18 protein-coding genes and 6 pseudogenes are annotated in these 22,329 nt (G+C 69.5%); 11 read left to right on the forward strand and 13 right to left on the reverse strand.

The annotated features are described in order from the left end of the window. Window positions 1-65: 65 nt before the first annotated feature. From ACFVT2_RS13745 to ACFVT2_RS13765, 5 genes are read right to left on the reverse strand one after another with little or no spacing between them, the layout of a single operon-like run. Window positions 66-1,082 (reverse strand): ABC transporter ATP-binding protein, encoded by a 1,017-nt coding sequence (locus tag ACFVT2_RS13745; protein WP_390016389.1) that lies wholly within the window; start codon window positions 1,080-1,082, stop codon window positions 66-68. Further along, window positions 1,079-2,083, reverse strand: coding sequence for an ABC transporter ATP-binding protein (locus ACFVT2_RS13750; RefSeq protein ID WP_390016391.1), 1,005 nt, complete (start codon window positions 2,081-2,083; stop codon window positions 1,079-1,081). Before ACFVT2_RS13750 ends, ACFVT2_RS13745 begins: the two co-directional genes overlap by 4 nt. Further along, window positions 2,083-3,069, reverse strand: a complete 987-nt coding sequence (locus tag ACFVT2_RS13755; protein WP_390016394.1) for an ABC transporter permease — start codon at window positions 3,067-3,069, stop codon at window positions 2,083-2,085. The genes ACFVT2_RS13750 and ACFVT2_RS13755 overlap by 1 nt, the downstream gene beginning before the upstream one ends. Beyond that, window positions 3,066-3,992 (reverse strand): ABC transporter permease, encoded by a 927-nt coding sequence (locus ACFVT2_RS13760; RefSeq protein ID WP_390016397.1) that lies wholly within the window; start codon window positions 3,990-3,992, stop codon window positions 3,066-3,068. The genes ACFVT2_RS13755 and ACFVT2_RS13760 overlap by 4 nt, the downstream gene beginning before the upstream one ends. Before the next feature lie 13 nt (window positions 3,993-4,005). Continuing rightward, complete coding sequence (locus ACFVT2_RS13765; RefSeq protein ID WP_390016400.1) at window positions 4,006-5,751, reverse strand: ABC transporter substrate-binding protein; 1,746 nt, start codon at window positions 5,749-5,751, stop codon at window positions 4,006-4,008. A gap of 406 nt (window positions 5,752-6,157) precedes the next feature. Here ACFVT2_RS13765 and ACFVT2_RS13770 point away from each other — a divergent pair. The 7 genes and pseudogenes from ACFVT2_RS13770 to ACFVT2_RS13800 form a co-directional block, all read left to right on the forward strand. Continuing rightward, a pseudogene (locus ACFVT2_RS13770) lies at window positions 6,158-6,595 on the forward strand (M24 family metallopeptidase); the annotation flags it as partial. 7 nt (window positions 6,596-6,602) lie between these two features. Continuing rightward, a pseudogene (locus ACFVT2_RS13775) lies at window positions 6,603-7,562 on the forward strand (aldehyde dehydrogenase family protein); the annotation flags it as partial. Between the two features lie 47 nt (window positions 7,563-7,609). After that, entirely contained in the window at window positions 7,610-8,332 is a 723-nt protein-coding gene (locus tag ACFVT2_RS13780; RefSeq protein ID WP_390016403.1) for a GntR family transcriptional regulator, read from the forward strand. A 177-nt stretch (window positions 8,333-8,509) separates the two neighbouring features. Further along, complete coding sequence (locus tag ACFVT2_RS13785) at window positions 8,510-9,775, forward strand: alpha/beta fold hydrolase (RefSeq protein ID WP_390016406.1); 1,266 nt, start codon at window positions 8,510-8,512, stop codon at window positions 9,773-9,775. Window positions 9,776-9,820: 45 nt separating this feature from the next. After that, a complete protein-coding gene (locus ACFVT2_RS13790) occupies window positions 9,821-11,017 on the forward strand; it encodes a M6 family metalloprotease domain-containing protein (protein WP_390016409.1) in 1,197 nt (398 codons plus the stop codon). Between the two features lie 100 nt (window positions 11,018-11,117). Beyond that, window positions 11,118-11,534: pseudogene (locus ACFVT2_RS13795) on the forward strand (helix-turn-helix domain-containing protein); the annotation flags it as partial. Continuing rightward, on the forward strand, window positions 11,476-11,739 hold the full coding sequence (locus ACFVT2_RS13800; protein ID WP_390016503.1) for a hypothetical protein: 264 nt from the start codon (window positions 11,476-11,478) through the stop codon (window positions 11,737-11,739). The pseudogene ACFVT2_RS13795 and the gene ACFVT2_RS13800, both read left to right, overlap by 59 nt. A 12-nt stretch (window positions 11,740-11,751) precedes the next feature. On the opposite strand, the gene ACFVT2_RS13805 is transcribed toward ACFVT2_RS13800, so the two are convergent. Continuing rightward, on the reverse strand, window positions 11,752-11,976 hold the full coding sequence (locus ACFVT2_RS13805; protein WP_390016411.1) for a hypothetical protein: 225 nt from the start codon (window positions 11,974-11,976) through the stop codon (window positions 11,752-11,754). A 370-nt stretch (window positions 11,977-12,346) separates the two neighbouring features. Between ACFVT2_RS13805 and ACFVT2_RS13810 the strand changes: the two are divergent. Further along, window positions 12,347-12,515: pseudogene (locus tag ACFVT2_RS13810) on the forward strand (FHA domain-containing protein); the annotation flags it as partial. A 29-nt stretch (window positions 12,516-12,544) separates the two neighbouring features. On the opposite strand, the pseudogene ACFVT2_RS13815 reads toward ACFVT2_RS13810, so the two are convergent. Then, window positions 12,545-13,386 (reverse strand): annotated as a pseudogene (locus ACFVT2_RS13815) (IS5 family transposase). A gap of 187 nt (window positions 13,387-13,573) precedes the next feature. On the opposite strand from ACFVT2_RS13815, the gene ACFVT2_RS13820 reads away from it, so the two are divergent. Together ACFVT2_RS13820 and ACFVT2_RS13825 are read left to right on the forward strand one after the other, a co-directional pair. Next, the gene (locus ACFVT2_RS13820; protein ID WP_390016414.1) at window positions 13,574-14,260 is read left to right on the forward strand and encodes a TetR/AcrR family transcriptional regulator; all 687 of its coding nucleotides are present in this window, start codon (window positions 13,574-13,576) and stop codon (window positions 14,258-14,260) included. 127 nt (window positions 14,261-14,387) lie between these two features. Then, window positions 14,388-15,599 carry a serine hydrolase domain-containing protein gene (locus ACFVT2_RS13825; RefSeq protein ID WP_390016417.1) on the forward strand — a complete coding sequence of 404 codons (1,212 nt, stop codon included), beginning with the start codon at window positions 14,388-14,390 and terminating at the stop codon, window positions 15,597-15,599. A gap of 134 nt (window positions 15,600-15,733) precedes the next feature. On the opposite strand, the gene ACFVT2_RS13830 is transcribed toward ACFVT2_RS13825, so the two are convergent. The 6 genes and pseudogenes from ACFVT2_RS13830 to ACFVT2_RS13855 all read right to left on the reverse strand — a co-directional run. After that, window positions 15,734-16,186 carry a Fur family transcriptional regulator gene (locus ACFVT2_RS13830; RefSeq protein ID WP_390016419.1) on the reverse strand — a complete coding sequence of 151 codons (453 nt, stop codon included), beginning with the start codon at window positions 16,184-16,186 and terminating at the stop codon, window positions 15,734-15,736. Window positions 16,187-16,200: 14 nt separating this feature from the next. Beyond that, complete coding sequence (locus ACFVT2_RS13835) at window positions 16,201-17,064, reverse strand: metal ABC transporter permease (RefSeq protein ID WP_390016422.1); 864 nt, start codon at window positions 17,062-17,064, stop codon at window positions 16,201-16,203. After that, window positions 17,061-17,966 (reverse strand): metal ABC transporter permease, encoded by a 906-nt coding sequence (locus ACFVT2_RS13840; RefSeq protein WP_390016425.1) that lies wholly within the window; start codon window positions 17,964-17,966, stop codon window positions 17,061-17,063. The genes ACFVT2_RS13835 and ACFVT2_RS13840 overlap by 4 nt, the downstream gene beginning before the upstream one ends. Beyond that, the gene (locus ACFVT2_RS13845; protein ID WP_390016428.1) at window positions 17,953-18,891 is read right to left on the reverse strand and encodes a metal ABC transporter ATP-binding protein; all 939 of its coding nucleotides are present in this window, start codon (window positions 18,889-18,891) and stop codon (window positions 17,953-17,955) included. Before ACFVT2_RS13845 ends, ACFVT2_RS13840 begins: the two co-directional genes overlap by 14 nt. A gap of 9 nt (window positions 18,892-18,900) precedes the next feature. Further along, window positions 18,901-19,887, reverse strand: coding sequence for a metal ABC transporter solute-binding protein, Zn/Mn family (locus ACFVT2_RS13850; RefSeq protein ID WP_390016431.1), 987 nt, complete (start codon window positions 19,885-19,887; stop codon window positions 18,901-18,903). A 191-nt stretch (window positions 19,888-20,078) separates the two neighbouring features. Next, a pseudogene (locus tag ACFVT2_RS13855) lies at window positions 20,079-21,013 on the reverse strand (potassium transporter TrkA); the annotation flags it as partial. Between ACFVT2_RS13855 and ACFVT2_RS13860 the strand changes: the two are divergent. Then, a complete protein-coding gene (locus ACFVT2_RS13860) occupies window positions 20,991-22,028 on the forward strand; it encodes a cytochrome P450 (protein WP_390016434.1) in 1,038 nt (345 codons plus the stop codon). The pseudogene ACFVT2_RS13855 and the gene ACFVT2_RS13860 overlap by 23 nt on opposite strands. Window positions 22,029-22,329 lie beyond the last annotated feature (301 nt).

The raw sequence follows: 22,329 nt of genomic DNA on the forward strand, positions 1-22,329 counted from the left end.
GACGAGGGAAGTTGTGCCCCGGCTCACCCCTCCGTGAGCCGGGCCACAACCGTGCTCGGGTCGCTTCAGGCAGCTTCGGGGAAGTGGCACGCCACCTGCCGCGCCGCGCCCGGCACCACCGCGCGCAGCGCGGGAGTGTCGGTGCGGCAGATCCCCTGGGCATTGGGACAGCGCGGGCGGAAGGTGCAGCCCAGCGGGAGAGCGGCCGGGCGATTGGGGTCTCCCCGGCTCGAACGAAGCTGAGAGCTTGGGGAAGGGTCGCCGAGCAGGGTGATCCGCTCGCGGGCCCGTTCGGCGGCCGGGTCGGGCAGGGGTACGGCCGACAGCAGCGCGCGCGTGTACGGGTGGGCCGGGGCGGTGTACACCTCTTTCTTCGGGCCGGTCTCGACGATTCGGCCCAGGTACATCACGGCGACCCGGTCGCACACCCGCTTGACGACTGCCAGGTCGTGGGCGATGAAGAGGTAGGCCAGGCCGAGTTCGTGCTGCAACCGCTCCATCAGGTTGACGATCTGGGCCTGGACCGAGACGTCGAGGGCGGAGACCGGTTCGTCGGCGACGACCAGGCGGGGGCCGGTGGCCAGCGCGCGGGCGATGCCGATGCGCTGGGCCTGACCGCCGGAGAACTCGTGGGGATAGCGGTCGATGTGCTCGGGGATGAGCCCCACCAGCTCCATCAGTTCGGCGGCGCGCTCGCGGGCGTCGGCCGCCGGACTGCCCTGCACCAGCAGCGGATCGGCGATGATCCGAGCCACTGTCTGACGCGGGTTGAGGGAGGAGTGCGGATCCTGGAAGACCATCTGCAGGTCCTTGCGGAGCGGCTTCAGTTCGCGCTGCGACAGGTGGCTGATGTCGCGACCGTCGTAGGTGACGGAGCCGGCGGTGGGCTCCAGAAGGCGGACGATCAGGCGGCCGGTGGTGGACTTGCCGCACCCGGATTCTCCGACCAGTCCCAGCGTCTCACCCGCCGCCACATCGAAGGTGATGCCGTCGACGGCCCGGACCGGGGCAGCGGCCCGCCGTCGCCCGGGGAACGTCATGGTCAAGTCCCGTACCGACAGCAGGGGTTCAGCGGATGTCATGAGATCACGCCTTCGTACGTGGGGAAGTGACAGGCGGCCGGATGCCCGGCCGGGCCGTCGAGGAGGGGGAGTTCGCTCTCGCAGCGGGCGCGCTCCTCGGCGGCCGCGCCGGCGATCCGGGGACAGCGGGGCGCGAACGCGCAGCCGGGGGCCGGGGTGAGCAGGGACGGCGGGCTGCCGGTGATCGCCCGCAGCGGTTCGTCGTCGCTGTCGTCGAGGCGGGGCAGGGAGTCGAGCAGGGCGCGGGTGTAGGGGTGGGCCGGTGTCGCGAACAGGGTGCCCACGTCGGCCCGTTCGACGGACCTGCCCCCGTACATCACGAGGACGTCGTGGGCGACGCGGGCAATCACGCCGAGATCGTGCGTGATCATGACGACAGCCAGACCCCGCTCCTCCTGGAGCCGGGCGATGAGCTCCAGGATCTGCGCCTGGACGGTGACGTCCAGGGCGGTGGTCGGTTCGTCCGCGATGAGCAGTTCGGGTTCGCAGACCAGGGCCATGGCGATCATCACGCGCTGGCGCATGCCGCCGGAGAACTGATGCGGGTATTCGCGCGCCCGGCGCCGCGGCTCGGGGATGCCGACCTCGGCCAGCGCCTCCACGGCCCGCTCACGGGCGGCCCTTCTGCCGCTGCCGAGGTGCACGCGGTGGTGCTCTGCTATCTGTTCGCCCACGGTGTAGTACGGATGGAGGCTGGAGAGCGGATCTTGGAAGATCATCGCCATCTTCCGGCCGCGCAGCCGGTTCAGCTCGCGCTCCGGCAGGCCGGTCAGCTCCTGGCCGCCCAGGGTGATGGAGCCGGTGACCGAGGCGCCGGTGTGCAGCCCCATCACGGCCAGAGAAGTGACGGACTTGCCGGAGCCCGACTCGCCGACGATGCCGAGGGTCTCTCCCCGCCGCACCTCGAAGCCGAGGCCGTCCACGGCGCGTACCGGACCGCGTGGGGTCGCGAAGGTGACCGTCAAGTCCCGTACGGAGAGCACGGGTTCGGGGGTGATCATCAGTACCTCACTCGCGGGTCCACGACGGCATACAGCAGGTCGACGGCCAGGTTGGCGATGACGATGAAGGTGGCCGCCAGCAGCGTCACTCCGAGGATCACCGGTTGGTCGCCGCTGGAGAGCGCACCGTAGAAGAGCCGTCCGATGCCGGGGAGCCCGAAGATGGACTCGGTGATCACCGCGCCGGCGAGGAGTCCGCCCAGATCCATGCCGAAAATGGTCAGGATCGGGGTCATGCCGGCCCGCAGGCCGTGTTTGATCACGACCGTCCGGCGCGGCAGGCCCTTGGCGCGGGCGGTGCGGATGTACGGTTCCGCCATCGTCTCGATCATCGAACTGCGGCTCTGCCGCGCGTACATCGCCGCGTACAGGATGGCCAGCGCCAGCCAGGGCAGCAACAGGTTCGACGCCCAGCCCAATGGGTTGTCGCCGAAGGGCACATAACTCGGATAGGGCAGCAGCCCCGCGATCCGGATCACCCCGTAGATCAGCATCATCGAGGTGAAGTAGACCGGCAGGGAAGCGGCGGCCACGGCGCCGACCATCAGCGCGCGGTCCGTGAAGGTGTCCTTGCGCAGGGCCGCGACGACCCCTGTGGACAGCCCGAGGACCAGCCAGATCACGGCGGCGCCGAAGGCCAGCGAGACGGAGACCGGCAGACGGTCCACCAGCAGGTCCCAGACGGCCTCGCTGTTCTCGTAGGAGTAGCCCAGGCACGGGAAGTGGCAGTGCAGCGTGTACTGGCCGCTGCCCATGGTGCGGCCGGTGAAGATGCCCGTGACGAAGTCGCCGAACTGCCGCCACAGTGGCTGGTCGAGACCCATGTGCGCACGGATCGCCGCCAGCCGCTCGGAGCTGCACGACTTGCCGCAGGCCGCGGCCGCCGGGTCGGACGGCAGGACGTAGAAGATGATGAAGGTGATGGCGGCGACGGCGATCAGGACGCCGATCACGCTGAGCAGCCGACGCCCGGTGTAGCGGATCATGTGCGGCTTCCCCTCGGGTCCAGGACGTCCCGCAACGTGTCGCCGAGCAGCGTGAACGCGAGCACGGTGAGGAAGAGGCAGGTGCTGGGGATGACGAAGTACATGGGGTCGGTGTCGTAGAAGGCGACGCTCTCGGCGATCATCTGGCCCCAGGAGGGGGTGGGCGGACGGACGCCGACGCCCAGGTAGCTCAGGGCCGCCTCGGTGGCGATCATCCCCGGGATGATCAGGGTGGTGTACGCGATGACGGGCCCGGCGATGCCCGGGAGGACGTCGCGGGTGAGGATCCGCCAGGGGCCGGAGCCGCCGACACGGGCGGCGTCGACGTACTCACGGTGCTTGAGCGAGAGTGTCTGGCCGCGCACCACGCGGGCGATGCCGGGCCAGCCGAAGAGTCCGATCACGGCGGTCATCAGCACGATCCGGTTGACGTCCCGGGCCACCGACATCATCGCGATCATGAAGATGAGGGACGGGAAGGACATGGTGAGGTCCATCAGCCGGGAGAGCACCGCGTCGGTGCGGCCGCCGAAGTAGCCGGCCGCGATCCCGGCCGCCGTGCCGGCGACGACGACGATCGCGGTGGCGGCGAAGGCGATGAGCAGGGAGACCTGGGCGCCGTGCACGACCCGGGCGAACAGATCGCGGCCGGTGACGGGTTCGACCCCGAGCCAGTGGTCGGCGGAGATCCCGCCGAGCGGACCGATGGGCAGCCCGCCCAGGTAGGGGTCGACCGCGGTCTTGTCGAACTCCTCGGGTGACCAGCCGCCCAGCCTGCTCAGCAGCGGGGCGGCCACCGCCATGATCGCGAAGAGGGCGATCACGACGAGGGAGATCTTCACGGAGGCGCGTCGGCGCAGCTGCTGCCGGGCGAGCTGCCAGGGGCCGCTGCCCGCCGGGGCGATGGTGGAGGTGGTTGCCATGGCGGGGTGCTCCTCAACCTTCGCTCTTGGCGGGGTCCTTGAGGCCGACCGAGGCGTAGTCGAGCTGGCCGCCGAAGGAGGTCTGCCCGTATGCGCCCGCGATGTTGGTCCCCACCACCAGTGGCCAGCGCCGTACCAGGACGGGTACGGCCGGGGCCTTGGCGAGGATCTCGCCGTCCAGCTTCCGCCAGGCCGCGGTCGCCTTCTCGGCGTCGGTCATCGCGGCGATCTCGTCCATCCGCTTCATGGTCGGCCGGTCACGGAAGAGGGAGTGGTTGCCCGAGTTGCCCTTCTCCTTGATGTAGCGGCCGTCGAAGACGAAGGGCAGGAAGGTGGAGCCGGACGGGTAGTCCGGGCACCAGCCCGTGTAGACCATGTCGGTGCGGTTGGTGGTGTCGCCGATGGTGGCGTAGAACGCGGACGGGTCGACCGTCTCGATGGTGACCTTGATACCGGCCTTGGCGAGCGCCTCCTGGACCGCCTCGGCCCGTCCCTTGTCACCGTTGGAGACCGTCATCTTGGTGGTGAAACCGTTCGCCTTGCCGGCCTCCTTCAGCAACTGCTTGGCCTTGTCCGCATCTCCGGTGGCGGGGATCTTCAGGGTGTCGGGCTGCTTGCCGCCGAAAAGCGCGGCGGGCATGTACGCGGTGGACGCGTCGTTGAAGGCGGGACCGCCGGAGGCGGTGATCACGGTCTCCTTGTCGAGGGCGTACTGCACGGCCTGGCGGACCTTCACATTGTTGAAAGGGGCCCGCCCGGTGTGCATCTGCACCATGTCGGTGCAGTTCATCGACTCGGCCAGCAGTCGCTTTCGCACGTCGGCTCTGGGCAGGACCTTGGCCGCGCTCTCCGGTCGCAGCGCGTACCACGGGACGGCGGAGGCGTCCGCGCCCTGGCCGGCGATCATCCGGTCGTCGATCTGATTGGGCTTGAGCCCCATGACCATGACCATCTTGTCCGGGTACGCCTTGCGTATCGTGTCTGTCCTGGGGTCCCAGTGGGGGTTGCGGACCAGGACCAGCTTCTTGTCGCGCTGGTACGTCTCGATCTTGTACGGGCCCGAGGAGAACGGCCGGTTGTCGTACTGGGGCCCGGTGTCCTTCGCCTTCGGCACCGGGGCGAAGGTGGGCAGCACCGTCGCGTTGGGGAACTCGGCGAAAGGTCTGCGCAGTTCGAAGACGATGGTCCTGTCGTCCGGTGTCTTGACGGAGTCCAGGTGCTTGCCGTTGGCCGGGCCCTGGTATCCCGTGGCGTCCTTGAGGTAGCGGGCCGCGTAGTCCGCGCCGCCGGGCAGGTCCGGGGAGAAGGACCGCTCCACGTTGTACTTGATGTCCTGGGCGGTGACCGGCGTCCCGTCCTCGTACTCGATCCCGGGTTTGAGGTGGAAGGTCCAGGTCTTGGCGCCGTTGGAGGGTGTGCCGAGGTCGGTCGCCAGGTCGGGGACCAGCTCGCTGCCGGCGGTTCCTGGTGCCGCCTTGTACGACACCAGGGTGCGGTAGAGCAGCCGGGTCCCGAAATCCATGCTGTTCACCACCCAGTTACGGGCCGGGTCGAGATGGGTGAAGTCCTCGTCGGACAGGACGGTGAGGGTGCCGCCCTTCTGCGGTGTCCCGCCAACCACCCGGCCGTTGTTGGCCGTTGCGGGGTTCTGGCGGCCGCCGGCGTCGTCCGCGTGCTGCCCGCCGGAGCAGCCGGCCGCGCCGAGGGCGAGGGCGGCCGACAATGCGGTGGCCAGGGCGGTAGAGGTGCGCTTGTCCATGGGTGGTCACTCCCGAAGCAGTCGGACGGCTGAGAGGAAGGAGAGGGCAGCGAGCTGGGATGTGGCCAATAACATAGTAATGTGAAATTGCACTGACAAGGCGTCGGTGTCTTCGTTACCCACCCGTGCCCGAGGGGCTGCTGCCATGGACTACTCCATGGACGCCGGAACCACCGCAACTTCCGGAATCCGTACGGCAAGTCATGACCTCCCGGTCTCGGTGGAACTTGCCGCATTCGTGTCCGGTCGCTGAGCCGCGGCGCCACCGCCCGGTGACATCCGGATCCCGGCCGCCGAGCTGACCCCGGCCCGCCGTGCCCGCCTCTCCGCCCGCTTTCCGGGCGAGCGGCTGATCATCCCCGCGGGCGGGCTCGCGGTCCGCTCCAACAACTGCGACCACCGCTAGACGATCACCGCCTCCGAGGCTCACGCCTGCGTGCTCCACTGGATCCGCAACGACGGCCCCCCTGGACCTCGGTCATCTGCTGCGTGCGGGTGATCACCGAAGGGCTCGCCGGCTGGGGTGTACTGAAGAGCGCCGACGGCGACCCCCATCGCCGCTACACCCTGTGCAGCCGCGGGCACATGCTCGGCCTGGACGTCCATGACTGTGCCCGGGCGCGCGTCGGCGTATCTCGACGGGGTGTTGGAAGAGGGGCAGGTGCTCACGGTCGAGCCCGGTCCCTACCTCCAGCCCTACGACGAGTCGCTCCCGGCCGAGCTGCGCGGCATCGGTGTGCGTATCGAGGACGACCCGATCGTCACGGCGGAGGGCGCACGGCTGATGTCGGGTGCGCTGCCGCGTACGCCGGACGCGATCGAGGAGTGGATGGGAGAACTCATCGGCCGCCGCCTACCGGGCCGGCGAGTCGGGCGTGCGCGCCCACTACTCCGAGGTCGCCCGCGCCGGGGTGCCGGTCGTCGCGTACAACAACCCCATCGACACCAAGGTCGACCTCGCCCCCGGCACGCTGGCCCGGCTCCACCAGGACGGCAGCATCGTCGCCGTGAAGGAGTTCACCGGCGACGTCCGCAGGGCCTACGAGATCGCCGACCGAGCCCCGGAGTTCGATCTGCTGATCGGCGCCGACGACGTCCTGCTCGAACTCGCCGTCGCCGGTGCCGTCGGCTGGATCGCCGGATACCCCAACGCCTCCCCCGCCCCTGCGCGACCCTGTACCAGGCCGCTGTCGCCGGCGACCTGACCACAGCCCGTCCGCTCTACAAGTCCCTTGCACTCTTTGCTGCGCTGGGACTCCAAGACGGAGTTCGTCCAGGCCATCAAGCTGTCGATGGACATCGTCGGGCGGCGCGGCGGGCCCACGCACCCGCCGCGTTCCCCGCTCACCGGGCCGCTCATCGACGAAGCGGCCCGCGATCAGGTCAGCGACGCCTGGCGGGGCCTGAGCCCGGCGGCCGGCGGAACAGTGCCCGGCGGACCCGGCTGGTACCCGGCCCCGACCCTGGTCGAGGTCCCCCCGGGGCACCGCCTGCTGCGCGAAGAGATCGGCCCCCTCGCCGTCCTGCTGCCCGCCGACGACCTCGCCCATGCCGTACGCATCACCAACTCCGTGCCGTACGGCCTGGTCACCTCGGTTCACACCGCCGATCTGGACGCGGCGCTGTGCGGACTCGACCGGCTCGACACCGGAATGATCCGGTTCAACGCACCGTCCACCGGTGTCGACTTCCACCTGCCGTTCGGCGGCACCAAGGCGTCCAGCCACGGGCCGCGTGAACAGGGCCGGGCGGCGCTGGAGTTCTACAACTCCACCCGGACCCATACCCTGTCGCCCTCCGGGGCAACGTGACATCGTACGTTGGTGGTCCGTACCAGACCGAAGGGACCACGAGCGCCATGGGGCACCTGAAGCACCGCGACCTCAACGTCGGCCGGGAGCGGCTGCGCGACCAGGTGAGCCACGCCCTGCGGGCCGCCCTGGTCTCCGGCGAACTGCGTCCGGGCGTGGTGTACTCGGCGCCGGTCCTCGCCGAGGACTTCGGGATCTCCGCCACCCCCGTGCGCGAGGCGATGCTCGACCTGGCCCGCGAGGGCCTCGTCGAGCCCGTCCGCAACAAGGGCTTCCGGGTCACCGAGGTCACCGAGCGCGACCTCGACCAGTACACCGAGATCCGCGCGCTCATCGAGATCCCCACGGTCGCCCAGGTCGCCCGCACCGCCCCCCACGAGGAGCTGGAGGCGCTGCGCCCGGTCGCCGAGGGGATCGTGCGGGCCGCCCGTGACCACGACCTCATCGGTTATCTGGAGGCCGACCGGCAGTTCCACCTCTCGCTCCTCGCGCTGTCCGGCAACGACCGCCTCGTCGAGACCGTCGGCGACCTGCGCAAGCGGTCCCGCCTGTACGGGCTCACCGCCCTCGACGAGCGCGGTGAGCTGATTCCCTCGGCCGAGGAGCACCTGGAGCTCCTCGACCTGGTGCTCGCGGGCGACGTGAAGAAGGCCGAGAAGTGCATGGCCAGGCACCTGGGCCACGTCCGCTCCCTGTGGGCGGGCGGCGGTGGCTCCTCCCCGGCCGAAACCAAGGGAGCGGCGCGGCGTACCGGGAAGCGGTCCTCCTGAGGCAATGAGCTTCTGAGGCGGGGCGGGCTCTCATAACGCCGTGCTATGCCCAAGCAAGGGCTCCTCGGAAGCGGACGGCCGATGCACGCTGAGGTATGCACTCAGATGCAATGTCACACCTCACCGGTGCTTCACCCGCCACCCTTCGCTCGCCGTGCCTCGCCGTGAAAGGGCCCCATGAACCCCGCCTACGCCACCACCGACCACGTCTTCACCGTCCCCCTGGACCACTCCCTTCCGGACGGTCCGCCCCTCCAGGTGTTCGCGCGCGAGGTCGTCGACCCGGCTCGCATCAACGACCAACTGCCCTGGCTGCTCTACTTGCAGGGCGGCCCCGGCGGCAAGGCGCCCCGCCCTTCGGCGGGTTCGCCGGGATGGTTGCCCCATGCGCTGAAGACCCACCGGGTGCTGCTCCTCGACCAGCGCGGCACCGGCCGCTCCACTCCGGTCACCGCCCGCACGGCCTCCCGATTCACCTCCCCGTCCGAACTGGCCGCTCATCTGACCCACTTCCGCGCCGACGCGATCGTGGCCGATGCGGAGCTGATACGCAGTCAACTATGCGGCGAGGAACCCTGGGAGACGCTCGGCCAGAGCTACGGGGGCTTCATCACTCTCACCTACCTCTCTCGGGCCCCCGACGGCCTGCGGGCCTGCTACGTCACCGGCGGCCTGCCCGGACTCACCGCGACTGCCGACGACGTGTACGCCCGTACCTATCCGCGCGTACGGGACCGGGTCCTCGACTTCTACGCCCGCTACCCCGACGACGCCCCTCGCCTCCGCAAGATCGCCGATCACCTCGCGTCCGGGGACATCCGGCTGCCCGGCGGCGACCGCCTCACCACCCGTCGTCTGCGCACCCTCGGCCTCGCCCTCGGCATGGGCGACGGCTTCGAGCGCATCCACTGGCTGCTCGACGAATCCCTGGACGCGGACGGCGAGTTGACCGACACCTTTCTCCACCAGATCGAGTCCCTGACCGGCTTCACCGACAACCCGCTGTTCGCCATCATGCAAGAGACGCTGTACGGGCAGGGGGCCGGCCCGACCGCCTGGGCCGCTGGCCGGTCGCTGACCGACTTCCCCGAGTTCACCGAGGACACCGACCCCCTCCTCCTCACCGGCGAAATGATCTACCCTTGGATGTTCCGCGAGATCAAGGGTCTGCGCCCCTTCGCGGACGCCGCGGACCTCCTCGCCCAGCGCACCGACTGGCCCCCGCTCTACGACCCCCAACGCCTCGCCGCCAACCAGGTCCCCCTGGCCGCGATCGTCTACCACGACGACATGTACGTCGACGCAGGACTCTCCCTGCGCACAGCGTGTGAAGTCGGTGCCACCCGCGCCTGGGTCACCAATGAGTGGGAGCACGACGGCGCCACCGCCTCGAACGGCCGCGTCCTTGCCCGCCTGATGGACCTGGCCGCCGGCCGCGCGTAGTCCGCTCGTCTCTCGCCGCCCCTCCTCCCTCCCGACAGGAGTGACATGCCTCCCCTGCCCAGGCATCTGCGCGCCTTTACCGCGGCCCTCGCCCTCACCTCCTGCCTCGCCACCCTCACGACGGCGAACGCGGCCGCGCCGCCTCCATCCCAGCGTCCCCACTCGCCCGCCACCGACTGCGCACTGCCCGGTAGGACCGGCTGGACCGACGAAGGCCACAACACGGACAACACCCAGTTCCAGCGCGCCACCGGAACCAGGCGTGTCCTCACGTTGTTCGTGGACTTCCCCGACGCCAAGGCCACCGGCCCCACAAAGGAGTACGCGGCTCAACTCGCCCCCGCCGCCGACTGGATGCGCACGGCCAGCTACGGGCGCACGCATCTCGCCCTCACCTCACTGCACCGCTGGATCCGCATGCCGGCGACTGCGGACTCGTACGGCTTCCGGCGCGGCCTCACTTTCGAGGCCCACGAGAAGTACGTACGCGACGCGATCACCGCCGCCGACCCGTACGCGGACTTCTCTCGCTACGACATGGTCTACGTCGTCCCCACCAAGGCGGCCTCCGCGATCTCCTTCTCCCCGACCTACCTCTACGACCCCACCACGTCCGGGGTGACGGCCGACGGCACCCGCATCAAGTGGGCCGTGACCTTCGGCCAGGATCTCTGGCGCTGGGGCCCCAAGGTCGCCGACCACGAGACCGGCCACACCTTCGGCCTGCCCGACCTGTACTCCTTCACCAGTGCCACCCACCAGTACGTCGGCGGCTGGGACGTCATGGGCAACATCGCCGGCCCCGCACCTCAGTACCTGGGCTGGCACTCCTGGAAGCTCGGCTGGACCCGTGATGCCCAGGTAGCCTGCCTGGCCGCACCCGGCCGACGCACCGTGCGCCTGACCCCGGTGGAACGGCGCGACGGCACCAAGATCGCCGTATTGCGCACCGGTGAGACGACGGCGTACGTCGCGGAGTCCCGCAGGGCTGAGGGCAACGACCGGGACGCATGCTCGGGCGGCGTCCTCATTTACCAGGTCAACTCCGCGACCCGGACCGGCGAGGGACCGGTCCGGGTCATGAACGGCCACCCGTCGGCGAAGCCGCATGCCGACTGCACCGGCCTCGACCTGGCGGCGTACACGCCCGGCCAGACCTTCACGGACCCGGACAGCGGCGTCCGTATCGACGTTCTCGCGGGTGACAGAGCGGGAGATGTGGTGAGGCTCGGCAGATCCTAGGTGTATCGATCACGAGCGTTGTTGACACTTGTGGATCTTGATCATGGCGAAGACCTCCGGTGTGGTGGAGGTGTCGAGTCTTCACCGCACGGAGGTCTTCATGTCCCACCGTAATGCCCGGCTGACCGTTCACGGCAGACGAATCCTGATCGAACGTGGCTGCTCAGGCCGTCCGATCGCGCATGTCGCAGCTGAGATGGACGTCTCCCGAGCCACGGCCCACAAGTGGGTCCGCCGCTGGCGGACCGAGGGCGAGGCAGGTCTGCACGACCGGTCCAGCCGTCCACGCACGACACCGCACCGGACTCCGGCACAGACAGAGACACAGGTGTGCCGGCCGCGCCAGACCCACAAGCTCGGCCCAGCCCGCATCGGCCCGATCCTGGGTCTACCCACCTCGACCGTGCACCGCATCCTGACCCGGCACGGCATCAACCGTCTCGCCCACCTCGACCACCGTGCCAGCAACCGCCCTCACAACCGCCTTGGACGACTTCGAAGTCCCCGCGCACGCCCGCGGCGGCGAACACACCGCCGTCGTCGAGCCGGACGCGGACGGCGACGACACCAGCATGATCAGCGTGGTCCACCGCTCCTTCACCAACCGGGACGGCGATACTGAGGTCGACCTGACGGTGGGTGGCGACCCGTCCGCGGCCCGACTGTGCAGCTTGGCCACGCAGTTGGGGACCTCAGCCGACGCCCAACTCGGACAGCAGTAGGCATCTGTGCCTTCATGCCTTCGGAAAGAAGTCGAGCACGGCCTTGTCATCGCCCAGTTCCTTCACCCGGAAGGTCAGCCCGTTCAGGCTGCCGGTCCCGCCCTCACTGACCGATGAGGACAGGAACACGCCGTTGCCCGAGGCTTCTACGACCACCGAGCGCACCGTGATGCGTGTGACCTCAAGCGAGCCGACACCAAACCGGCTGTCGATGGGAATGCGCGTCGGCTTCGTCACCAGGAGCTCACAACGCCCGTCGAAGCAGGCGTCGACGTCAGCTGAGGGCGAGCCGGCAGCGGGTGAGGAAGACGGGGAGGCGGAGGGTGAGGAGGACACTGCGGACGAGGTACCACCCGGCGAAGAAACGGCAGACGAGGACGGCGACTTGGCTCCCTCCACCGAACCGACGCCTTCATCCCCTTTCACCGACCCACAACCCGAGACAACCGCCACCATGTCCAGTGCCACCATGGCCGTGCCCGTTCGATACGCACCCGTCCCCATTCCTCAGCCCTCCACGCTCGGTCCGTTCCACGGCCTTTCTAAGGGCATACCGTGGGGAGGGGTCCCGAACCGGACGGCGCACACTGGTGGGGCGCACTTCGGCGACCTGCGGGTGAGCCGACGGCACGGCGATGACCTACCGCAAAAGGCAGTGGCGGCTCAGGAACGCCGGACAGCAGCTCCTACGGCTACCGCGCGGGCGGTTGCTGCACAGCAGCAGCGAGCCGGTGCCGCTCGCGACGGGTTACACCCCGCTTTTCGTGAAGGGCTCCGCTTAGAACTCGCGCGGATAGGCGTGGGCTTACTGGCATCGCCTCGGGCGGTTGTCCCAGCGGTGGATGGTCCAGGATCGTCGGATCAGGCTGCGGACGGTGATGATCGTGTCCGCAAGGTCGAAGAAGGCATCGATCACGACGGCGCGGCGTTCGCAGCACCGCGAAAGACGGTGGAAGGCGTTCTGCCAGGCGTGGGAGCGCTCGACGTGCCACCGCCGGCTTGACTGGATCGGTGCTTTCTCGCCCTTGTGCGCTATCCGAGCGTGCAGCCCGCGTTCGTCGAGCAGGGCGCGGGTCTTGTTCGAGTCGTACCCAGCGTTCAGGTGCACCGTGATGTCGTCGGGCAGCGGTCCGAGTTCCGCGAGGCGGTCCAGGGGCGGGGCCAACAGCGGAGAGTAGTGACAGTTCGCCCCGGCCAGAACACGGTCGAGCGGTTCCGTAGCCGTCTGTCATGCCGGAGCGTTTCAGGCCCTGTTTTCCCCCGTCGGCCGGGGAACGCCCGGCGACCTCGCCGCCGCCGGGGGCCTTGGTGAGGGAGCCATCGATGGCGATCTGATCCAGCATCAGGCCGACGATGCGGTCGTAGGAGTCGAGCGCGATCTGCTTCAACTGGCTGAAGATGCCCAGGCGGATCCACTCATCGCGACGGCTGCGGATGGTGCTGGCCGAGCAGGTCGTGTCAGCGATCGCCTCGTAGGGGCAGCCGAACCGCAGCAACTGCAAAAAGCTTGTCGAACACGATCGGGTCGCTGATGCGCGGACGGTGGCAGCGCAGAGGATGGTCCGGGTGGTGGAGCGGCCGCTGGGGCAGCAGCGCCGAGAACTGGTCCCACAGCGGTTCGGTCAGCCATGGCGGAAGAACGGGCACAGGTCTCCCTGGTGATCGCAGAGCGTCGCGCTGGGCTGGCGGCAGCGATCGCCTCGACTGCCGGCGTCCGACTGATAGGCCCTTCCCGAACGTCGCCGCATCGTGGTCGCACTCCAGAGTTGACCACCCACCCCAGCGTTGTCATCATTGATGACAACGCTGATGATTTCGAGAGTGGGGGATGGACATGGCTGTGGGCAAGGGCCGGGCGGTGCGGTTGTCGCCGGAGCTGATCGTGGAGGCGGCCGTGCGGATCGCGGCGCGGGCGGAGCCGGACGGGCTGACCGGACGGGCTCTGGGGGAGGAACTGGGCGTGGATCGGTCGGCGGTCTGGCGGCATTTCGCGGACCGCGACGCGCTGCTGCTGGCGGTGGGTGACCGGCTGCTGGCAATGGCCGTGGAGCGTGTGCCCGACGGCCTGGGGCCGCGGGAGGCGCTGCAGGAGCTGGCCCGCTCCCTGGTGGAGGTCTTTGAGGCCCACCCGTACGTCGGTGCGGCCGTCGCGTGCCGGACCACCCGCGGCCCGGGCGAGTTCGCCGCGATGGAGACGATGCTCGCGGCGCTGGAGGAGATCGGTCTGGACGCGGGCAGTGTGGCCCGGTACCAACGGATGCTCGCCGATACCGTGCTGGCGTATGCGGGTATGCGTGCCGGGTATGCCGCGCTCCCGCAGGAGGTGCGCGCCGCCGACGAGCATGCCTGGGCCGGGGCGTACGCCACCCTCTCCCCCGAGCGCTATCCGGCCATCACCACGCACCTGCCCCACCTGGCCGCGCAGGACGACGAGGCCGTCTTCCAGACGCTGATGGAGGCGTTCTGGCTGGCCGTCGACGCAACCGCCCGCACCACTCCCAAGGACGGCGCCGATGTCTGACCATCGCCCTGCTGCGGAAGCCGCCGACGAGGCTGTCGACACGGACCAGAAAGCCCCCCAGGACAGTGGTCCCGAACCGGCAGCCAGCTCCCGGTCCGCTTCCGCTGCCGGTCCCACCACTCGGGCCGTGGAGCCGACCGACCGCACCGTGGCCGCCTCGCGTTGTGCAAAGCCGCGGACACGGCGCGTACTACGGCGCACCCTCATCGCGCTGCCGGTGGCGCTTGGCGTGCTGGTGGCCGGCTCCTACACGGCCACCGCGCTGCTGGACATCCCCTCCCCACCCAGGCTGGTCCAACTGCTGACCACCGAGCCCTCGCGGCAGGGCGACCTGTTCGACACCCGCACAGTCCCCGCCTCCGCCACGCCGGCACCTCTGCCCGTCCACGACGAGTCGCTTCCTGCGACCGTGCCATGGAAGGGCGAGCGGGTGCCGGTCGAGCAGTTCCTGACGACCACCCACACCAATGCCTTGCTCGTCCTCCGGGATGGCCGGCTGACTCACGAGTGGTACCGCGACGGGGTGGGCCCCACCACCCGTCTGTCCTCCTGGTCGGCTGCCAAGTCGGTCGTGTCCCTCCTCGCCGGGCAAGCCATCGAACAGGGCAGACTCCGGGAAAACGACCGGCTGGTCGACATCCTGCCCCAGCTGAAGACCGGCGGGGCCTACGACGCCATCATGGTGCGCGACCTGCTGGACATGACCTCGGGTGTGGACGTCCCGGAGAACTACAACGAGTACTACCCGCTGACCGGCACCGCCCGGATGTACCTCACCCGGGACCTGCCCGCCTTCGCGCAGGACCATCGCGACCTGCAGTTCCCGCCGGGCAGCCAAGGCGCCTACCGCAGCATCGACACCGAACTCCTCGGCCAGGTCCTGGCCAAGGTCCAAGGACGGCCGCTGGCCGACCTCCTGGCGGACAACATCTGGGCACCGATGGGAGCACAGGACAGCGCCACCTGGAACCTCGACCATGACAACGGCCACGAGAAGGCGTACTGCTGCATCAACGCCACCCCCCGCGACTACGCCAAGCTCGGCCAACTCGTCCTCAACAACGGCCGCGCCCAGGGCAAACAGATCATCCCCATGGCATGGATCAAGCGCATCGCCACCCCAGCACCCCACAAGGTCGACGGCTGGGGCTACTCCGCGCAGTGGTGGCATCCCCCCGGCGGCAATGGCAAGGACTACTCCGCCCTCGGCGTGTACGGGCAGTACATCTACGTCGACCCCGTAAGCAGGACCGTCGTGGTGAAACTCAGCGACTACGGGGACCAGCAAGACGAACAGGAGACCTTCGACGCCCTGCGCGCCATCGCTCAGAGCGGCTGACCTGTGCCTGCCGTGCTGTCACGGGTACCCCCGCGCCTATCTGCGCGAGCTCTTACGGTCTGCTGGCCCACTTCTTACGGCCCACCGCTGACCGCCTTCCAATGGTCCACCGCTGACCGCCCGAGCCCGCGTCGTCATCGCACGCGCGCCTGCTCCTGGTTGCAGTCCGGGCAGAGGCCGGTGAGCTCGACGGTGTGCCGGACGTTCGCGAAGCCGGAGGTGCGGGCGATCTTCTCGGCCCAGGTCTCGACGGGTTCCGAGTCGACCGGGAGGCTGAGGCCGCATGCGGTGCAGATCAGGTAGTGGCGGTGGTCGGGGCCGGGACGGTAGCGGAAGAGGCGTTCGCCGTTGCTGTCGCGGACGACATCGGCGCGGCCGGCTTCGGCGAAGGCGGTCAGGGTGCGGTAGACCGTGGTCAGGCCGACCGGCGTTCCGTCGCCGGTCAGCCGGTTGTGCAGGGCCTGGGCGCCGACGAAGCCTTCCACCGCCTTGAGGGCCTCCAGCACGATGGCGCGCTGCTGGGTGAGGCGGCCGATCAGCGCCACTTCCTGCGTCGGCGCGGCGGTGTGCGGTCGGTTGCTTGCCATCACCGTGCTTTCGTTCATGCCCTCGCAGGGGCTGGGGTGGGGGTACGGGTGGCGGGCCGCCGTATCAGGAAGGTGGCGGCGTAGCCGGTGGTGGCGGCGGCCATGATGGCGAAGCTCGGTGGCATCGTGGGGACCGCGTAGGAGGCGAAGAGCCCCGCCCACATCTCCAGCACCGCCAGTGCGGCGGAGAGGGCGAGGGCCCGGTAGGGGCGGTCGGTGAGCCGGATCGCGGCGCCGGCGGGGGCGGCCAGCAGGCCGAGCAGCAGCAGGGAGCCGACCGCTTGGGTGGCCTCGGCGGTGCTGACGCCGGCCAGGGCGAGGAAGCCGTATCCGAGCAGGCGGACCGGCACGCCGCGGGCGGCGGCCACGGCTTCGTCGAGGGTGGCGAACAGCAGGGGGCGGGCGATGAGCAGTACCAGCAGGCAGACGCCGACGGCTACCAGAGCCGCCACGGTCGCCCTGCCGGCGGAGATGCCGAAGATCGAGCCGAACAGCACGCTGATCCCGGCGGTGCCGTTGGCGGTGCTACGGGAGGTCGTATAGAGGGTGATGAAGAAGGCTCCCAGGCCCAGGATCCAGGAGAAGACGCTCCCTATGACGACGTCATCGGGCCGCGCTTTGCGGCCGAGGGTGCCGAAGAGCAGCGCCACGGCGATGGTGGCGGCGAACAGCCCGAGGCGCAGGTCGTAGCCGAAGGCGAGGGCGGCCATGGCGCCGGTGAAGGCGACGTGGCTGAGCGCGTCGCCGGTGAAGACCTGCGCGCGCAGGACGAGGAAGCAACCGACGAGCCCGCAGGCCGCGGCGATGGCGGTCCCCGCAAGCAGAGCGTGCTGGAAGAAGGGCTGGGCGAGCGGCGATGCGGCCAGCAGATCAGTCATGCCGCAACCTCCTTGGCCGGCAGGGACGGCTTGATCCGGCCGCGGATCGTGTGCAGCGCGTGCACGCCCCGGGCGACGACGTATCCGGCGAAGGCGAACGACGTCACGAAGAAGCCCAGCGGGTACGGCGAGTAGTAGGCGGCGGTCAGCCCGAGCCAGGTGGCCGCGAACGCCAGCAACACGGCCAGCGCAAGGCTCAGGCCCGGACGGGCCGTGAGGGTCTGGGCGGTGGCGGCGGGGATGACCATCAGGGCGAAGACGAGCAGGGTCCCCGTGATCTGACTGGCCTCGGCGGTCGCCGCGCCGAGCAGAACAAGAAAGAGCACGGAAAGAGCGCGGACCGGGACTCCCCGTCCGGCGGCGACCTGAGGGTCGATGGACGCGAAGAGCAACGGGCGCCCGATGAGCGCCAGCACCGCGAGCACCCCGATGCCCACACCCGCCAACACGGTCACCTGCGTCGAGGTGATGCCGAGGAACGTACCGAACAGAATGGTCTGCGGCCCCTCCAACAGCCCCTTGTACAGGGCGATGAAGAGGAAGCCGGAGGCGAGGAGAAAGGCTTGGACGGTTCCGGTGAGCGCGGATTCCTCATGGTCTCCGCTGCCTCGCAGGGCCGCGATGACCAGGGCGGCGGCCACGCACAGCGCGAAGTACCCGTAGACCGCGCTGACCCCCAGCAGAACCGCCCCGGCCGCGCCGGGGAAGGCGACCGTTGAGACGGTGTGCGCGGCGAACGTCTGCCGCCGCAGCACCACGAACCACCCCACCACGGCCGACACCACGGCGGTGATCGCCCCCGCGCGGAAGGCGTTGACCATGAACGGGTACGCCCACATCTGCTGGAAGTCGCCGATGAGGTTCCAGGACCAGGCAGGTACGGCGGTGTCAGCCAGCAGCATGGCCGCCTCCCGGGGGCCCGTGCCGGTCGGTGTGCACGGCGGGCGCCTCCGGCTGGCCGACCACGACCAACCGCCCGTCGGAGGTCCGCAGCACCTCGACCGGGGTCCCGTAGAGCCGCGTCAGCGTCCCGGAGGTGATGATCTCCTGCGGGGTGCCGGCGGCTGCGCCGCCCTCGGCCAGGTACACGACCCGGTCGAGGTGGTGGAGTATCGGGTTCACGTCGTGGGCGACCATCACCACCGCCACCCCCTCCTGATGACAGATCCGGCCGATCAGCGCGGCCACCGCACTCTGGTTGGGCAGATCCAGACTGTCCAACGGCTCGTCCAGCAGCAGCAGTTCGGGGCGGCGGACCAGCGCCTGCGCGATCAGCAGCCGCTGCTGCTCACCACCGGAACACTGCCCGATCGGCCGGTGCGCATACCCTGACGCGCCGACCAACTCGATGACCTCGGCGACGCGTTCACGCTCGGCCCGGCGGCGGGCGGTCGGGAACGGCAGGGGCACGCCCCAGCGGTCACCGTCCAGGCCCATGCGGACGACATCGAGGCCGCGGATGCGCATCGAGGCGTCGAAGCTGCGGCGCTGCGGCAGGTAGCCGATACGGTCGTTGGCCTGCCCCGGACGAGCGCCGAGGACCCGGACCTCGCCGCCTGCGGGAGGCAGCGCGCCGAGCAGGACCTTGATCATGGTGGACTTGCCGACCCCGTTGGGGCCGAGGACGGCGGTGAACTCGCCGGGCCCGATGCGAAGGTCCACGCCCGCCCACAGGGTGCGGCCTCCGACACGCACGGCGGCGTCGCGCAGGGCGACCACCGGACCGCTTCCAACTTCTGCGGCCGTGTCGTGGTCTTCGGTTCGGGGCGCGGGGACCGGTTGGCCGCTGTGGGCCACGGCTTCGCGGACCTTCGCTATCGGGTTCATGGCGTCAGTTCACTTCCCGGTCGCCTTGGCCAGGGCCTGCTCGATGCCCTGGAGCTGGCTCGTCTGCCACTGCTGGAACGTAGCCCCGGCAGGGGCGAGGGTCTCGGTGACGGTGGCGACCGGGATGCCCTGCGCCTTGGCCTCCTTGACCTGCGCCTGTACGTCCGGGGTGGAGTTCTGGGAGTTGTAGACGTAGATCTTGATCTGCTTGTTCTTGATCTGCTGGTCGATGGCGGCCTTGTCCTTGGCCGTGGGGTCGGAGCCCTCGCTCATCGCGTCCAGGAACGTCTCGGGGGTGAGCATCTTCAGCCCCAGGCCGTCCGACAGCGGCGTGACGATCGACTCGGAAGCGCCGATCGGGGTACCCGCGTACTTCGCCTTGATGTCGGCTATCAGCTTGTTGTAGCCGGCGAGCGTCTTGGTCTCGAAAGTCGTCTTCTGCTGGTCGAAGTAGGCGGCGTCGGCCGGGTCGATCTTCTTGTAGTCCGCGGTGATCTTCCCGATCACCTTGTGGACGTCGGCCGGGGAGTACCAGCGGTGCGGGTTGCCCCCTGGCTTGATCCCGACCAGGTCGCCGACCTTCAGCTCCGTGCGGCCGCTGCCGGGATTGGAGGCGAGCAGCTTGTCGGCCCAGGCGTCGTAGCCGATGCCGTTGACGATCGCGTACTGGGCACCGGCCACGGTGCGGGCGTCGGCGGCGGTCGGCTCGTAGTCGTGCGGGTCGGTGGCGGGATTGGTGATGATGCTGGTCACCTTCACATGGCTGCCACCGAGCTGGGTGGCGATGCTGCCCCAGAAGTTCTCCCCCGCCACCACCTGGATCGTCTTGCCCGAGCCACCACCGGCGGAGGCGGCATTGCCGGCATCGGCGGTCTTCGCCGACGAGGTCGAGCAGGCCGTGGCCGTGGCGGCGGTCACGACTGCCGCCGCGGCACCGAGCGCGATGCGCACGGTTCGTCGGACGGAACGTGGGGCGGGGACAAGGAAGCGGGACATGCAGGACTCCTTCGGGCAATGCCGGACGCGGAGCGGCGCGATCCAGCCACATAGCGACACACCCCACGCTAGATAGAAATGATTTTCACATCAACCAAAGATGAAAACCGTTGCCATCTTTTGACCTGACGCGCGATCGCGCGCCGACGCTGCCGCTACCAGCCGCCGCCCTTGCGAACACCCCCGACCGGGCTCGTTCGAGCCACGCCGCAAGATCGAGCGGCGCTTGCAAGCGGCACCGCACCGCTCCTGACCGGCCACGTCAGCAGCAACAACCCGACCAGGCCGGACAGCAGTTGCAGGATCTGCCGCCCGGTCGACGCCCCGATCGCGGAGTCGTCGGCGGCGAAGAGGCCGAACAGCGTCAGATGGAAGGCCCGCAGCGGATGCGTCCCGTCCACTACCGACAACGCGATCGCGAGCATGACTACGCACCCCACCAGGCCCGCGAGCGACCAGCGCAGCCGGCGCGAGACCAGGGAGGCGACCGGCGGTATTCCACCGGCCCCGGCGGGCGATGCGGGCCCGGAGTACGACACCCGCTCCAGGACGACGGTTCCGCGCCCGGTGGCGGCCCGGACCGCCGGCTCATCGGGCGGCAGCTGGGGCCCCTGCTCCGCACTGCTCGCGGCCCCGTCCGCCCCGGCCGGATCACTGCTGGTCGCCGACAGCAGCGCCAGCGTGGCCAGCCCCGGACCGGCCACCTCCCCCGGCCCCACCACCGGTCGTCAACGCGGCGGCCTGGTCCAGGATTTCCTCGACGTGCTGCCCCAACCGCCGGTTGTCGAGCCTGAGGACGAGCCGCAACCGGGGATTGAGCCGACGGGCGGTGAGAGCGGCACGGCTGTTCGTCTCGTCGTCGTACACGAGCGCCAGCGCGGCTGCCCGCTCCACCACCGCGTCGGCGAGCACGGCCTCGGTCAGCTCCGCGACCTCCAACACCCTTCCATTTTCGGCAGGTTCACCGCTTCCGGCGTCGCCGACTGCCCGATTGACGGCCGCGCGCACCCCGGTCGAGCAGCGCCGTCGAGACCGCGCCGGCCCGCCCGACCACCGGCTGACGCACCCGGCGACCGGAGGGCGGTACGACGAGCGTCCGCGCTGTGCTCGGCGACGCCCGGTTCAGCTCCGACCGCTCGCACCCGGACTTCCCGTGGATGCGCGTCGGCGAGACCGTGTTCCCCGGCTTCAGGCCCTCGCTGATCGAGATGGACCCACCCGAGCACGGCCCCGCTCGTCGTGCGGTCGCCGGCGAGTTCGCCATCCACCGCATGCGAGAACTGCGCCCCAAGGTCCAGTGCATCGTCGACGGTCTGCTCGACGATGCACTGGCCGGCGCCGAGCCCGCCGCCGACCTGGTGTCCGCGCTGGCCGTGCCGATGTCCGGTCTGGTGCTGTGTGAGCTGCTCGGCATCCCGACCAGTGACCGGCAGGAGTTCACCACCAACACCACGGTGCTGACGGCCCACGACTCCGCTGATGCGGATCGCGCCGAGTCCTTCCGCTCTCTGATCGCGTATTTCGACGCGCTGTGCGCCACCAAGATGACCGAGCGGCCCGAGGACCTGCTGGGCAGGCTGGCGGGCCACCAGCTCTTCAGCGGTGGCGAGAGCCGCTGGGCCATGGTCGAACTGTGCATACTCCTGGTCGTCGCGGGCCTGGAGACCACCGCCACGATGACCGCACTCGGGGTCCTGGCTCTCCTCGAACACCCCGACCAGCTCGCCCTCCTCACCGCCGACCCGGGCCTGACGCCGGCGGCGGTGGAGGAACTGCTGAGGTTCTTCTCCGTCGCCGAGCTGTCCCTGATTCGCCGCGCAACGGCGGACGTCGAGATCGGCGGCACTCTGGTACGGACGGGTGAGGGCGTCGCCGCCCTGTCCGCCGCCGCCAACCGCGACCCCGCGGCCTTCGCCGACCCGGACACGTTCGATGTCACCAGGGACAATCGCAGGCACCTGGCTTTCGGCTGGGGACCGCACCAGTGCCTCGGCAAGAATCTGGCCCGGCTGGAGCTGCGCATCGTCCTCGACACTCTGTTCCGGCGCATCCCCACTCTCCGCCTGGCCACGCCACGCGACGAACTGCGCTACGTCAACGGCTCCGCGTTCTCGGTATCGGCACTCCCGGTCACTTGGTGACGGAGACAAAAAGCGCCGGCCGTCAGCCATGCGTTTACCGAGTTGTGGGAGAGGCAGTTCTTTTCGTGCCGGTCACATTTGGGCAGGGGTATGGACCGCGCCGCGTTTTCTGGACAAAGAGCTTGCGGTGATGGCAATTCGTGGGGCGGCCTGCTAGTTCAGGTGCATTTCCATGAATTGTTGTGTAATCTGATATTTGAGTTCTGGGTGGGGGCGAGTCGTCCTGCTGCCCGGTAATCGAGCGGCGCCACTGGTCGAACTCGCGGCCTGCGGTTTTGGCCGTTCTCCGTGGCTGGCCCGG

The organism is Streptomyces sp. NPDC058000, from assembly GCF_042886435.1.
Classification (GTDB): Bacteria; Actinomycetota; Actinomycetes; order Streptomycetales; family Streptomycetaceae; genus Streptomyces.

Excerpts from the sequence above, each read along its gene's own strand:
- ACFVT2_RS13745 (WP_390016389.1), bottom strand. The coding sequence starts at position 1,082 with ATGACATCCGCTGAACCCCTGCTGTCGGTACGGGACTTGACCATGACG.
- ACFVT2_RS13750 (WP_390016391.1), bottom strand. The coding sequence starts at position 2,083 with ATGATCACCCCCGAACCCGTGCTCTCCGTACGGGACTTGACGGTCACC.
- ACFVT2_RS13755 (WP_390016394.1), bottom strand. The coding sequence starts at position 3,069 with ATGATCCGCTACACCGGGCGTCGGCTGCTCAGCGTGATCGGCGTCCTG.
- ACFVT2_RS13760 (WP_390016397.1), bottom strand. The coding sequence starts at position 3,992 with ATGGCAACCACCTCCACCATCGCCCCGGCGGGCAGCGGCCCCTGGCAG.
- ACFVT2_RS13765 (WP_390016400.1), bottom strand. The coding sequence starts at position 5,751 with ATGGACAAGCGCACCTCTACCGCCCTGGCCACCGCATTGTCGGCCGCC.
- ACFVT2_RS13780 (WP_390016403.1), top strand. The coding sequence starts at position 7,610 with ATGGGGCACCTGAAGCACCGCGACCTCAACGTCGGCCGGGAGCGGCTG.
- ACFVT2_RS13785 (WP_390016406.1), top strand. The coding sequence starts at position 8,510 with ATGAACCCCGCCTACGCCACCACCGACCACGTCTTCACCGTCCCCCTG.
- ACFVT2_RS13790 (WP_390016409.1), top strand. The coding sequence starts at position 9,821 with ATGCCTCCCCTGCCCAGGCATCTGCGCGCCTTTACCGCGGCCCTCGCC.
- ACFVT2_RS13820 (WP_390016414.1), top strand. The coding sequence starts at position 13,574 with ATGGCTGTGGGCAAGGGCCGGGCGGTGCGGTTGTCGCCGGAGCTGATC.
- ACFVT2_RS13830 (WP_390016419.1), bottom strand. The coding sequence starts at position 16,186 with ATGGCAAGCAACCGACCGCACACCGCCGCGCCGACGCAGGAAGTGGCG.
- ACFVT2_RS13835 (WP_390016422.1), bottom strand. The coding sequence starts at position 17,064 with ATGACTGATCTGCTGGCCGCATCGCCGCTCGCCCAGCCCTTCTTCCAG.
- ACFVT2_RS13840 (WP_390016425.1), bottom strand. The coding sequence starts at position 17,966 with ATGCTGCTGGCTGACACCGCCGTACCTGCCTGGTCCTGGAACCTCATC.
- ACFVT2_RS13845 (WP_390016428.1), bottom strand. The coding sequence starts at position 18,891 with ATGAACCCGATAGCGAAGGTCCGCGAAGCCGTGGCCCACAGCGGCCAA.
- ACFVT2_RS13850 (WP_390016431.1), bottom strand. The coding sequence starts at position 19,887 with ATGTCCCGCTTCCTTGTCCCCGCCCCACGTTCCGTCCGACGAACCGTG.